This is a genomic window from Mesorhizobium sp. B2-5-13, from assembly GCF_006440535.1.
GTDB lineage: Bacteria > Pseudomonadota > Alphaproteobacteria > Rhizobiales > Rhizobiaceae > Mesorhizobium > Mesorhizobium salmacidum.
In genome coordinates this window covers 90,930-103,924 of the sequence record NZ_VFUI01000017.1, presented here as the reverse complement: position 1 = coordinate 103,924, position 12,995 = coordinate 90,930, and the positions used below count along the sequence as shown (strand labels likewise).

The window sequence follows — 12,995 nt, the reverse complement described above, 5'->3', positions numbered from 1 at the left end:
AGGTCGGCGAAGACGCGGTAGCGACGCTCGGCATGGAGCTGGTCGATCGCCTCCTCGAAGAAACGCTGGTAATTCATGGGTTCGTTCCCTCCGACCGCGAAACACCTCTGCTGGTCGACGCCATGTGAAATGCTAATGCTCGCGCCGTTTTGATTTCCGTCAAGGGCAGGGCACTCCACGCTCGGCCGAATCGGCATGCCGGCGATCCGAGCCAATCGGCTCATTCGCTGATATTGCGCAAGGTATCGTATCTGACGATCTCGACGTTGCGCAGACCGAGAAGACGTATCGTGCCCTTGTCCTTCAGCTTGGTGAACACGCGCGACACAGTCTCGATCGTGAGGCCCAGATAGTCGCCGATGTCCATCCTCGACATCGGCAGTTCGACAAGCTGCAATCCACCTTGGCGCTCCGCCATATCGAGGAGGAAGGCCGCGACACGTTCGATGGAGCTCTGACGCCCGAGGACCAGGAGATGCTCCTGCGCCCGTACCAGGCCCTTGAGGGCAAGCGGCAGCAGTTTACGCGAGACATCCGCGCCGGCCGCGAGCCGGACAGCACGGAGACCAGTCATGTTGATCGCTTCGGCAAAGAAGTGATGCGTGGCGTCTGCTTCAAAGCCAAAAGTCTCGCCTGCAAGGTGAAAGGCGCTGATCTGCCTGCGACCGTCGGCGAGGAGGCGGTAGAGACGGACGGCCCCGAACTCGACCTGATAGAGGGCTCCGGCCTTTTCGCCCTGGGCATAGATTTCCGAGCCTGCGGGATAGAAGCTGACCGGTTGCGGCTGTGTGCCATCGAATGCCGCGGGAAAGCTCATTTGATCGGATTGCGAAGGCAATACTCTGGAGACGGTGTAGGCGTGCATGGCTGTTTTCCCCGGTTTTGTCCGTGACACAGCAATCGCGCCAATTCATGTGTTGCGGAATTCGGTTATGTCCCTACGGAGAACTACCTATCCTCCAATCAGCGGGCAGCTTTCAGCCAAATTGCCCGGATCGAGAAAGCAGCCGTACCAAGCCAGCCAAGCGCCAGCTATTCCACGGCTTCCCGACCCGACACCTGCTGCACAAGGAGCCGGAAGAACACATGCGGTGCGCTGTCCGAAGGCATGACTGGCTTGAGCGCGCCGGGCTCCCACCAGTTGGAGTGCTTGCTCAACATCGCCCAGGCATGGTCCCGTTCGAGCTTGTGGCCAATCCGATCCGGCAGCTCTTCAAAACGGCCCTCGACGACCACGCTTTTCCATCTGCGTCCTTCACCCTGTTCACCAACCTGAACGGACACCAGCGGATTGGCTCGCATCCATTCGATCTTCTTGCCCGGCATGGAAAACGCATAGAGATGATTGTCGGCGTGGGCGTAGTAGATCGGCACGAGATAGGGTTGCCCGTCCTTGGCGCAAGCCAAGTGGCCAACGCGATTGGCGGTCAAGAACGTCGTGCATTCCAGTACGGAAAGGATCCGGATCAGCATCGGTGCAATCTCCAATCTGTCGTTATGGTCCTTGGGACGGTCTCTGGCGCCCGTCTTGCAAACGGTCAGGAGGGCGAGACCGGCATTGAGGCTTCGGGCTCCACCCGCCCAGGAACGTGGCCCAGCGAGACTGCGCTATTGATTCGCAGCCAAAGCTTCTCCCGTTAGGCGCCCAGCTTCCGGCATCCTGTCTGTCGCGGAGCATCGGTCAGTCCGCTGGCCACAGTTCACGAAGCGACTTCTTCATCGAGCTTCGGACCTGCACGATCTCGCCATGCGATATATGGCGGTCGAGAAGCGTGAACACGGCGTTGATAGCGACGTCGAAATCGATCTCGTCGTCATGGCCGAAACTGGCTCTGACGCTCGTGATAAAATCACGCTTCGTTCTCTCGAACGCCGGCGGCGATGGTTTCCAGCCATCGAAGTAAACGCCACGGACCAGGACTGGCAACTGCGCCGATAGATCGGCCATTTCTGCAGGCGACAGCCAGTCGCGCAGTGTACGCAGAACGGATCTCATCAGCCGATAGGCGCTTGGCTCGCTCCAGCCGAGATCCTTGGCCAGTTCGTTGACCCATTGCTGCGCCTGCTGGGCCGCGTGGTTGAAGGTAGCAAACGAGGTATGGGATACGATGTGGTTCATACGATTGTTCCTTGGAAGCCTCCGCCAGTTTTCGCGCCTCGACGAGGTTTGCGCATTGAGTTGGATCAATCTGTAGGAGAAGTCGGCTGCTTGCCAAATGATCACACATCACCTTTTCCGGCGTCCACGCAGCTGCGGATGGCAGCCCGGAATTCTCGAAAAATGATGCAAATCAATGCGCGGCTCGCCGTTTGTGAAGATCGTGCTGCGATGTGGAAGCAAATCCTAAGCGCGCCGTCTGGCTGCGACCTCGAACTGGCCGTCTTTGATGAGGAGGGCGGGCACTCGCTTGTGTTTCCCTGCCGGAAGGCAGACAAAGGCTGGCAGAATGCGGCGACCGGCGCGCTTGTCGACATTCGGCCAACTCATTGGCGCGATTGGCAGGCGGAAAGAACCCCAGCCAGCCATGACAAATCTGTCGGAGGTCCAGCTTAGCTTTTGGATTCCATGATCAACGCCATGCGCACGAGATGTGAAAGGCTGCCGGCCGCCATTTTGCTCATCACGTTGGCACGATGGATCTCGACCGTGCGCGGACTGATGCCCAGGTCGTAGGCTATCGTCTTGTTCGGCAGCCCTGACACGAGCCCGTTGAGGACCTGCCGCTCGCGCTCCGACAAAGTCGACAGGCGACTGCCGATCTCAGCGGATTGAGGGTGCGTGGCGCCCACCTGCTTGCCCCCATCGAGTGCCGAGCGGATCGCGTCGATCAGGATCTGGTCGTCGAATGGCTTTTCGATGAAGTCGGCGGCTCCTTCCTTCATTGCCTGGACGGCGAGGGCAACATCGGCGTGACCTGTCATGACGATTGTCGGAACCGTATGGCCCCGGGCCCTGAGCTGTCGCAGGAACTCGATGCCGTCTATACCAGGCATGCGCACATCAGTGACAATGCATCCTTCGATCTTGCCGGTCATCGTGTCGAGAAAGGCCGTTGCCGAATCGTGCAGCCGTACGGCGAAATTCGCCGTGCCAAGAAGGAAACCAAGCGATTTTCGAACGTCCACGTCGTCATCGACCACGTGCACAAGATCATTCCCGGCCATCGGCGACCTCTTCCCTTTCAAGGATGCGCAAGGTGAACCGGAAAGCGGTGCCCTCCGTCGGAACCGCCTCAGCCCATATATGGCCGCCGTGCGATTCGACTATCGTACGGCAAATGGAAAGCCCGACACCCATGCCATGTTTCTTGGTGGTGACGAAGGGCTGGAAAAGCTGGGCCGACACCTCCGGCGCGAGGCCAGGGCCTGTATCAATGACGCTCACCTCGGCCATGCCATCTTCGCGGGCAACGGTCGTGACCTGTAATTCACGGCGCAGCGCGCCTTGCATGGCTTCCACCGCATTGCGCATCAAGTTGAGCAGAACTTGCTGGATCTGGATACGATCGGCCAGGACAAGTTCGGCGGCAAGATCCAGCTTGTAGCTGACGAGCAAATCTATTTCCCTTGCGCCGACCAACGCTAGGGATGAGGCCTCCTCGATCAGAGCCGGCAGGCGCTGGACCTGGCGTTCGCTTTCGCCCCTGGCGACGAAATCCCGAAGGTGACGAATGACTTCTCCTGCTCTCAGCGCCTGTTCCGCCGCCTTCTCGACAGCCTCCCGCAGCATCGGTGCACTCGCTTCGGTGCTGCCTTCGAGAAGCCTGCGACTGCCCTTTAGATAGTTCGTGATCGCGGTCAGCGGCTGGTTGATCTCGTGCGCCAGCGTCGATGCCATTTCGCCAAGCGCGGTAAACCGGGCCATGTGAAGCAGTTCCATCTGCTGCTCCTGAATTCTCGCCTCTGCCCTGTGGCGCTCGGTCAGGTCGCGGCAGAAGCCGGTAAAGAATCGTCCAGTTCCGGGATGCATCTCGCCAACGGAAAGTTCCATCGGAAAAGTCGAGCCGTCCTTGCGCATTCCGGTAACGGTGCGGCCGAGCCCAATGATGCGGCGTTCACCGGTCGTGAGATAGCGTTGCAAGTAGGCGTCGTGCTCCTCGCGGTAGGGGGACGGCATGAGAAGATTGACATTCTGACCGATGACTTCGTTTGCCCGATAGCCGAAGAGCGTTTCGGCAGCGGTGCTGAAGGACTGGATATACGCTTGCTCGTCGATAACGACCATCGCATCCGGCACCGTTGCCAGGATCGACCGCAAGTGATCTTCGCGCAGCTGAAGAGCCGCGTTTGCAAAAGAAAGTTCGCTGACATCGGTGCCCTCGATGAAAATGGCGGTGATGTGGCCATCCTCGGCTCTGATAGGCTGGTAGACGAAATCCAGGATGCGCTCTTCGACCTGTTCGTCGTCCCTGTTGCGCAGAGTGACCTTGACCCCTCGGCCCCTGTAGGGCTCACCGGTTTCGTAGACCTGGTCCAACATTTCATACAAGCCTTGGCCTGCAAGCTCGGGCAGGGCCTCGCGCACCGATTTTCCAATGACCTGCCTGTTACCGATCAGCCGTTGATAGGCACCGTTGGTCAATTCGAAAACGTGACCTGGCTCGCGCAACAAGGTCATGAATCCTGGAGCTTGGTCGAACATCTGCGACAACGCCGATTTCAGCATCGCCCCACCTGTCGACAAATCGCGCGCTTCGCTCACATGAAATCCCTGGATTGGTGCCCCGCGGCAAAGCCTAATTAACATCCCTTGCCGTGCAAGCAAAACCAATCGAGCCAGGGTGTTTGGTGTGACCGCTGAGGATTTGAAAATTGCTCTTCGATTAGCATCAAGACGGGCGGCGCCGAGCGGGCGCAATTCATCACGACGATCGACCGCTCCGCGAAAGGCGCCTGACCTGATGTCATGCATCGGCTGGCTTCGGCAGCGATGCCTGGCCTGGTCACCAGCTTGCTTCCAGCCATTCACGGGTTCGGAGCGTCCTCCTGATCAGTCAGAATACGCTCGGGCGCGCCATCAAGATCGTCATACTGACCACTCCTCAGCGCCCACAGGAAGGCCAGCAGGCCCAACGTGCCGAGAAACAGTGCAACTGGTATAAGATAGACGAGTGTCGTCATGGCATTCGTGCCGATGCTTGAAGACCCGAAATCGGGGCTTGTTGGCCCAGTGCGAAGCCATGCAGGCGTAGCGCATTTGCAATGACAAGCAGTGAAGAAATCGACATCGCCGCCGCCGCGATCAGCGGCGTGACGTGACCGAGGATTGCGACAGGCACCGCAACCGCATTGTAGACGATTGCCAAAGCGAGATTCTGCTTGATGAGCCGTCCGGCTTTTCTGGACACCTCCAGCGCGAGCGGTATCGCCAGGAGGCTGTCGCGCAGGAACACAAAGTCCGCGGCGTTGCGGCCGATGTCGGCCGCCGTGGCTGGCGCGATCGAGACATGCGCCGCACTCGATGCGGGCGTATCGTTCAACCCATCGCCAACCATCAGAACCTTGTGCCCTGACTTGGCGAGGGTTTCGATGTGTTCGACCTTGCCGGACGGCAGGAGGCACGAAACGAAGTCGTCGATATCGAGTGTCCGAGCGACTTCAGCACAGGTTCCCGCGGTATCGCCCGACAGCATTTCGATCGACACGCCAGCGCCTTTCAATTGCGCCACGGCAGCCTTGGCGTCGGCGCGTAGCGCATCCTCGAATTCGAAGGTAGCGACAATGGTTCCGTCCTTCGTCAGAACCGTTCCACCATAGCCATGCTTGCCTTCACCTCCGGTTCTGGTTTTCCATCCGGCCCATCCGCGCCGACCCAACCGCCAAGTGCTTCCTTCGGAGATGGCTTCGATTCCGAATCCCGGATGCTCGGTCATGGCATCGAATTTCGACTGCCTGCCGAGAATGGCAGAGCCCTCGATGGCCTTTGAGTAAGGATGGCGAGAGTTTGAGGCGATGTTGGCGGCAATAGCCAACATGTGGGGATCGATTGAGGGCGCGTTGACTAGCCGGGGCTGTCCCTGCGTGAGCGTTCCGGTCTTATCGAACGCCGCTGTGTCAATCGTTGCCAGACGCTCCATTGCCGAGCCATCCTTGACCATGATGCCGCTCTCGAACAGGCGTCGAGCAGCCACCACCTGCACAATTGGCACCGCAAGGCCAAGCGCACAGGGACAAGTGATGATCAGGACCGCGATCGCGATGGTCATCGCCCTGTGCCAGTCGCCTGTGGCGGCCATCCATCCGAGGAATGTCGCAAAGGCGGTGAGGTGGACAACCGGGGCATAGAGTGCCGAGACGCGATCGGCGATCCGGCGATACCTCGCCCGCCCGCCTTCGGCGGCCTCCATCAGCCGAACCATTTCCGCCAGGAAGGAGTCTTTCGCGGCGGCCATGGCCTCGATCGTCAGCGGGCCAGTGAGATTGAGTATGCCGGCCTGGACGATTTCTCCGGGCGATGCCTGTCGCGGCTTGCTCTCGCCGGAGACCAGGGAGCAATCGAGATCCGATGCTCCTTTGAGGATCTTGCCGTCAACCGGAATCCTGTCGCCCGCAGGCACAAGGATCTGCATTCCGGGCTCAATTTCCTCAACGGGCAGGTAATGGCGAGAGCGATCGGCGCGTACGACCATTGCGCCACGCGCGGCAAGCCGCGACAGCCCGTTCACAGCGGTTCGCGCGCGTTCGCGCATGACATGGTCGAGCGTTCTGCCGATCAACAGGAAGAACAGCAACGACACCGAAGCGTCAAAATAGGCGTGAACGCCATGGTTGATTGTTTCGTAGAGGCTCATTGAGTAAGCGAGCGAGACGCCTACGGCAATCGGCACGTCCATGTTCATGCGACCATGGCGCAATGCATTCAATGCCGAGCGGAAGAATATGCCGCCGGCGAACGCCAGCGCCGGGATGGCGATCAGCGCCGATACCCAATGGAACAAGTCACGCGTTGCACCTTGCGCCCCGGACCAAACCGAGACGGAGAGGAGCATGATGTTGCCGGCGGCAAAGCCGGAAACAGCAACGGCGCGGATCAATTCAGACAGCGTTTCGTCCCGTGCTTCGGCCTGAGGATCGAAGAGGTGGGCCTGATAGCCCAGGTCGGCGAGGACGCTTGCCAGTGGTGGCACCGCACCGTCACGCCAGCGGACGGAGACCCTTTTTGTGGAAAGGTTCACGCGCGCGCTTTCGACCCGATCGAGTGTGCCGAGCGCAGACTCGATGGTTTGGATGCAGGCACCGCAGTGGACCGTTGGCACCGACAGATCGGTTTGATTGATTCCGTCGCCAAGCGCCCGGCTTGCCAGGCGGATCTCCTGGCTTGACGGCAAATTCGCCGTCGGACCACCGAGATCCAGTACGGATTCAGCTCCGGGTGCGCAGCAGCTCATTGGATTTCACCGTGAGCGATGATCAGCCGTCGAACCTCGCGATACGGCTCGGAGAGCCCTGCGTCGGCGTCCACCTCCACAATCCAGACCCCGTCTTTTGGCTGATGGCGCGCTGCAAATTCCTGTGCGTTCCCGGAAGTCAGAATGACTAATTCGTCTTCCTTCTCATAGGCAGGATGGCGAAACATCACCTTGACACTGTGCAACGCAATCGGTTTGCCGGCGGCGTCAGCCAGGCTGTAACGGACGTCTCCGTCCGAGATGACAAACAGGCTTTTCCAACCGAGTGCCGCCTGGGCGCGGCCTTGCTCGGCTTTCTTGTTGAATTGCTGACTGGCGACATAGGTGTTCTCGACCACGAGGCCTGTCCAGCTTGTGTTTGCCAGTGTGGCCATCAAGACGTTGACCCCGATGACGACACCGAAGAAAGCCAGGATGACGGCAAGCATATGCCTGCCGGTGAATTCGCGGGGCCGTTGTGTCGCGGTGCTCATTTGCTGATCTCCGGCGCGTTGAAGGTGGCGACGTACTGGTTAGACTCGAATGACGCTTTGTCCTCGGCGACGAACTTGAAGCTCTGCGTTTCGCCCTGAATCCGAGCAGCTGGCATGCGCACAAAAATCTTCAGCGTTTTCAGTCGGTCGGGTTCGACAGGAATCGCAAAGGTGCGCCCCGGCGGAAGGTCGCTGCCGACCAGGCTCATTTCGGCGCCGTCGAGCCCCTGTAGCGTGACGACGATTGTCCGCGGCTCTGGAATCATGTTGAGCAGTTTGACCGTGTAGCCATTGCGGATGGCGCCATCGGACAACGTGACGAATTGCGGATTGCGGTCATGAAGGACATTCACTTCGAGCCGGTCCCGCGTCAGCAGCGAGTAGACCAATCCAACTCCAAGCATCGACCACAGGCCCATATAGGCGAAGGTGCGTGGCCGAAAGATTTTCCTCAGATGGAAATGCACAACCTTTTCGGAGAACCGCCCGTCACCGGCCCTGATCAGCGAAGGTGTGATGGGCGACGCTCCCTGAGCCGTGGCCAGAGCCATGTTGGCGTTGTAGTCCGTAAGGGTGGCGTAGGAGATCAGCCCGCGCTCCCTGCCGAGCTTATCCATGACGCCGTCGCACGCGTCGATGCACAGCGCGCAGGTGATGCATTCGAGTTGCTGACCGTCGCGGATATCGATGCCCATCGGGCAGACGGCGACGCAGGCGTTGCAATCAACACAGTCCCCGGTTGGAAGGCCGGCTGCCTGGGCTTTCTTGGCATGCCGCGAACGCGGCTCGCCCCGCCAGTCATTGTAGGTGACCGTCAGCGAACTCTCGTCGAGCATGGCTGCCTGGATCCGCGGCCAAGGGCACATGTACGTGCACACCTGTTCGCGCATCAGCCCGCCGAAAGTGTAGGTAGTCGCTGTCAGGATGCCGATCGTGCCATAGGCGACGGCTGCCGCGGTCCCGGTGAAGACCTCCCGCAGGAGTGTTGGGGCATCGGCGAAGTAGAATATCCATGCTCCACCTGTCGCCACCGCTATGACCAGCCAGATTAGGTGTTTGGCCGTACGAAGTGCGAGCTTGCGAGCTGTCCACGAGCCAGCGTCAAGTTTCATGCGCGCATTGCGATCTCCCTCGATCGCGCGTTCTACGACAAGAAACAGATCGACCCATACCGTCTGCGGGCAAGCGTAGCCGCACCAGGCGCGGCCGACTGTTGACGTGAGCAGGAAGAGGCCGACCCCGGCCATCACGAGCAGCCCGGCGACGTAGTAGAATTCCTGCGGCCAGATTTCGATGAAGAAGAAGTAGAAGCGGCGGTTCGCGAGGTCCACCAGAACCGCCTGGTCTGGCGCGTAAGCGCCGCGATCCCACCGCAGCCATGGTGTCAGGTAATAGATGCCGAGGGTAACGGCCATCACCAGCCATTTGAACTGGCGAAAGCGACCAGCAGCGCGCTTGGGAAAGATCTTCTTGCGTGCGGCGTAAAGCGGCTGCCGTGTCTTGGCGGAATTGACCGGCTCTGCCTCAAGCCGTTCTATCTGTGTTTGGTCCACGGTATCTCCAGACGCGTAGCTTATGATCTGGATAGGTTTGACGCATGGTGGCCCGGACTTCGTTGACGCAAGTCAATCCGCCAGCGGTCAACAAAACAGTCGAGGCCCGGCACGGCCGGGCCTCGTCGCTTTGGCGGCGAAGGGCAGGGAATAGACCCCCCGTTTCCTATTCCCCACCGCCAAGCGAATGGATGTAAACGGCGAGTTCCTTGACCTTGGTTTCACCCAGGCGCGCTCCCCAGGCAGGCATCACACCCTGCCTGGGCGCGCGGACCTGTGCCGCGATCGCGCTCTCGCCGGAGCCATAGAGCCAGATCGCGTCTGTCAGGTCAGGCGCACCCACTTCGCGGTTACCTTTGGCATTGTCACCGTGGCATGCGGCACAGCTCTCCGCGAACACCTTGGCGCCCGGAGCGATCAAGGCGGAGTTTTCGACGCTGCCGGACAAGCTGGCGACGAAAGTGCTGACCTGCGCGATCTGTTCCGCTGTAAGGACTTCGGCGAAGGCCGGCATCTCCGAAACCCTCGTGTCGGCGTCCGGGACAAAGCGGATGCCGTGTGTGATGGTCTGCTGGATCTGGTCCGGTTTGCCGCCCCAAAGCCAATCGTCGTCATTGAGGTTGGGAAAGCCCTTCGATCCCGCGGCGCCGGACCCGTGGCATTGGGTGCAATTGACCTTGAATGCGGCTCCGCCGGCTGCGACCGCAAACTCGCGCAAAGTGTCATTCGCCAGAATTTCAGATACGGATTTCGATTGCACTGCCGCCACATATTTGTCTTTGGCAGCGTCGGCGGCGGCAAGCTCGTTCTTGACCTCATTTCGGCTGGAATAGCCAAGCACGCCCTTCGTGGCAGAGCTCAGCATCGGCCACGCCGGATAGGCGATCGTATAGCCGATGGCCCAGACGATGGTGATGTAGAAGGTAATGACCCACCATCGCGGGAGGGGATTGTTGAGCTCCCTGATCCCGTCCCATTCATGGCCAGTCGTGGAGACGCCCGACACATCGTCGATATGTTCATCACTCATGGTCAGTCGTCCTTCAGGGGGATTCGGGCTGCTTCGTCTGCCTGACTCTTGCCACCTGGCCGCAGCGCGAAGACGATCGCCCCGACAAAGAACAGGGCCATGAAAAGGAGAACCCAACTGTCGGCGAATTGCCGCATCGCGTTGTAATCCATTGCTTTTTCCTAACGGTATCCTGCGGATTCGTCGTAGTTCTTGAAATCGACCAACGTGCCGAGCATCTGCAGGTAAGCGACCAGCGCGTCCATCTCGGTGACCTGGGCTGGGTTGCCGTCGAAATCGCCGACCTTGGCTTTGGGATAGCGCTTCTCGAGCGCCGTCGTGTCGGCGGCAGGATCAGCCTGGGCCTTCAGATCGGCATTAGCGTTCGCTATCATCTCGGCCGTGTAGGGAACGCCGACATCAGCGTTCGCGACGAGATGTGTTGAAAAGTCTTTGACGTCGAGCGGTGTATCCTTCAGGAACCCATAGCTCGGCATGATCGATTCAGGCACGACCGACTGCGGGTTTGTCAGGTGCTGTGTGTGCCACTCGTTGGAATATCGATCGCCAACACGCGCCAGATCCGGACCGGTACGTTTTGAACCCCACTGAAAGGGATGGTCGTACATCGACTCCGCCGCCAGGCTATAGTGCCCATACCGCTCGACCTCGTCGCGGAACGGCCTGATCATCTGGCTGTGGCAGAGGTAACAGCCTTCGCGCACGTAGATGTTGCGGCCGACCAGCTCCAGCGGCGAGTAGGGCCGCATGCCTTCGACCTTCTCTATCGTGTTGTCGATATAGAAAAGCGGTGCGATCTCGACGATGCCGCCTATTGTGACGACCAGCAGCGAGCCGACCAGAAGAAGTGTCGCGTTCTTCTCGATGACCGAGTGTTTGTCCATCAAGCTCATGGGAATGGCTCCTTACTGCGCGGGCTGAAGGGTTGGGATTGAGCCCGGCATGGGAGCCTCCTGGCGTTGGTGACCGAGGATCGTCATGGTGATGTTCCAGGCCATGATCAGCGTGCCTGAGAGATACATCGCTCCGCCGATGGCACGCATCACGTAGTAGGGATGCATGGCGGCCACGGATTCGGCGAAGGAATAGACCAGGAAGCCCTGCTCGTCGTATTCGCGCCACATCAGGCCCTGCATGATGCCGGAGACCCACATCACGGCCGCGTAGACCACGATGCCAAGTGTCGCCAGCCAGAAATGCCAGGTGACGAGGCGCAGCGAATAGAGACGTTCGCGGTTCCACAGCTTCGGAACCATGTAGTAGAGTGCGCCGAACGAGATCAGGCCGACCCAGCCAAGCGCACCCGAGTGAACATGACCGATCGTCCAGTCGGTGTAGTGGGACAGTGAATTCACCGACTTGATGGACATCATCGGGCCTTCGAAGGTCGACATGCCGTAGAATGCGATCGCCGCGACCATCATGCGGATGATGGGATCCGTGCGGATCTTGTCCCAGGCGCCCGACAGCGTCATCAGGCCGTTGATCATGCCTCCCCAGGACGGCATCCAGAGCATGATCGAGAACACCATGCCAAGCGTCTGCGCCCAGTCGGGCAGGGCGGTGTAATGCAGGTGATGCGGGCCGGCCCAGATGTAGAGGAAGATCAGCGCCCAGAAGTGGATGATCGACAGCCGGTAGGAGTAGACCGGCCTGTTAGCCTGCTTGGGCACGAAGTAATACATCATGCCCAGAAAGCCGGCCGTCAGGAAGAACCCGACCGCGTTGTGGCCGTACCACCATTGCGTCAGGGCATCCTGGACGCCTGAGAATGCCGAGTAGCTTTTTGAACCCAGGAACGAGGCGGGCATCGACAGGTTGTTGACGACATGCAGCATCGCGATGGTCACGATGAAGGACAGGTAGAACCAGTTGGCGACGTAGATATGCGGTTCCTTGCGCTTCAGGATGGTGCCGAGGAATAGGATGAGATAGGCGACCCAGACTATGGTCAGCCAGATGTCAACGTACCATTCGGGTTCGGCATATTCCCGGGATTCGGTGATGCCGAGCAGGTAGCCGGTAGCGGCCATGACGATGAAGAGCTGATAGCCCCAGAACACAAACCAGGCCAGATTGCCGCCGAACAGCCGCGCGCGGCAGGTGCGTTGGACGACATATAATGATGTGCACAGAAGCGCGTTGCCGCCAAAGGCGAAGACGACGCCCGACGTGTGCACCGGGCGCAGGCGGCCGAAGTTGAACCATGGCTGGATGTTGAGCTGCGGATAGGCCAGTTGTAGCGCAATGATCACGCCGACAAGCATGCCGACGACACCCCAGAACACGGTGGCGATGGCGCCATAGCGGATGGGTCCGTCCAAATAGGCCGATGGATCGATCGGGGTAGCGGGTGCGAAGTTCGAGTTGCGGAGCAAAATGGCGGTGAAGCCGAGTAGTACGAAAAACAGCACCCACATATGTTGCCGGAAGGGCTCGTCCGTGCCGAAGCCTGCCGCCGCCAGAGCGGCGAATGCGAACAAGCCCAAGGCGAAGATCTCTCTGCCGAATTTCATGACGTGTCCCCGAG

The 12,995-nt window shown here is 59.8% G+C and carries 13 protein-coding genes; all 13 read right to left on the bottom strand.

Translation table 11 applies throughout. The features are described 5' to 3' along the window. Window positions 1-220: 220 nt before the first annotated feature. Entirely contained in the window at window positions 221-865 is a 645-nt protein-coding gene (locus tag FJ434_RS23350; protein ID WP_140750784.1) for a helix-turn-helix domain-containing protein, read from the bottom strand. 167 nt (window positions 866-1,032) lie between these two features. Next, complete coding sequence (locus FJ434_RS23345) at window positions 1,033-1,473, bottom strand: pyridoxamine 5'-phosphate oxidase family protein (protein WP_140750782.1); 441 nt, start codon at window positions 1,471-1,473, stop codon at window positions 1,033-1,035. Window positions 1,474-1,681: 208 nt separating this feature from the next. Then, window positions 1,682-2,119: a DUF2267 domain-containing protein gene (locus FJ434_RS23340; RefSeq protein WP_140750780.1), complete on the bottom strand. Its 438-nt coding sequence runs from the start codon at window positions 2,117-2,119 to the stop codon at window positions 1,682-1,684. A 431-nt stretch (window positions 2,120-2,550) separates the two neighbouring features. Further along, window positions 2,551-3,165 carry a response regulator FixJ gene (fixJ, locus tag FJ434_RS23330; protein ID WP_140750778.1) on the bottom strand — a complete coding sequence of 205 codons (615 nt, stop codon included), beginning with the start codon at window positions 3,163-3,165 and terminating at the stop codon, window positions 2,551-2,553. After that, entirely contained in the window at window positions 3,152-4,666 is a 1,515-nt protein-coding gene (locus FJ434_RS23325; RefSeq protein WP_246678339.1) for a PAS domain S-box protein, read from the bottom strand. Before FJ434_RS23325 ends, fixJ begins: the two co-directional genes overlap by 14 nt. Before the next feature lie 299 nt (window positions 4,667-4,965). Continuing rightward, entirely contained in the window at window positions 4,966-5,121 is a 156-nt protein-coding gene (gene ccoS, locus FJ434_RS23320; protein ID WP_140509366.1) for a cbb3-type cytochrome oxidase assembly protein CcoS, read from the bottom strand. Further along, complete coding sequence (locus FJ434_RS23315) at window positions 5,118-7,388, bottom strand: cation-translocating P-type ATPase (RefSeq protein WP_140750776.1); 2,271 nt, start codon at window positions 7,386-7,388, stop codon at window positions 5,118-5,120. Before FJ434_RS23315 ends, ccoS begins: the two co-directional genes overlap by 4 nt. Next, the gene (locus FJ434_RS23310) at window positions 7,385-7,882 is read right to left on the bottom strand and encodes a FixH family protein (RefSeq protein WP_140750774.1); all 498 of its coding nucleotides are present in this window, start codon (window positions 7,880-7,882) and stop codon (window positions 7,385-7,387) included. Before FJ434_RS23310 ends, FJ434_RS23315 begins: the two co-directional genes overlap by 4 nt. Beyond that, window positions 7,879-9,435, bottom strand: a complete 1,557-nt coding sequence (gene ccoG, locus FJ434_RS23305; protein WP_140750772.1) for a cytochrome c oxidase accessory protein CcoG — start codon at window positions 9,433-9,435, stop codon at window positions 7,879-7,881. The genes FJ434_RS23310 and ccoG overlap by 4 nt, the downstream gene beginning before the upstream one ends. A 166-nt stretch (window positions 9,436-9,601) precedes the next feature. Continuing rightward, on the bottom strand, window positions 9,602-10,465 hold the full coding sequence (gene ccoP, locus FJ434_RS23300; RefSeq protein WP_140509358.1) for a cytochrome-c oxidase, cbb3-type subunit III: 864 nt from the start codon (window positions 10,463-10,465) through the stop codon (window positions 9,602-9,604). A gap of 2 nt (window positions 10,466-10,467) precedes the next feature. After that, window positions 10,468-10,617, bottom strand: coding sequence for a cbb3-type cytochrome c oxidase subunit 3 (locus FJ434_RS23295; RefSeq protein ID WP_015316364.1), 150 nt, complete (start codon window positions 10,615-10,617; stop codon window positions 10,468-10,470). 9 nt (window positions 10,618-10,626) lie between these two features. Further along, window positions 10,627-11,358 carry a cytochrome-c oxidase, cbb3-type subunit II gene (ccoO, locus tag FJ434_RS23290; RefSeq protein ID WP_140750770.1) on the bottom strand — a complete coding sequence of 244 codons (732 nt, stop codon included), beginning with the start codon at window positions 11,356-11,358 and terminating at the stop codon, window positions 10,627-10,629. A 12-nt stretch (window positions 11,359-11,370) separates the two neighbouring features. Beyond that, entirely contained in the window at window positions 11,371-12,981 is a 1,611-nt protein-coding gene (ccoN, locus tag FJ434_RS23285; protein WP_140750768.1) for a cytochrome-c oxidase, cbb3-type subunit I, read from the bottom strand. Window positions 12,982-12,995 lie beyond the last annotated feature (14 nt).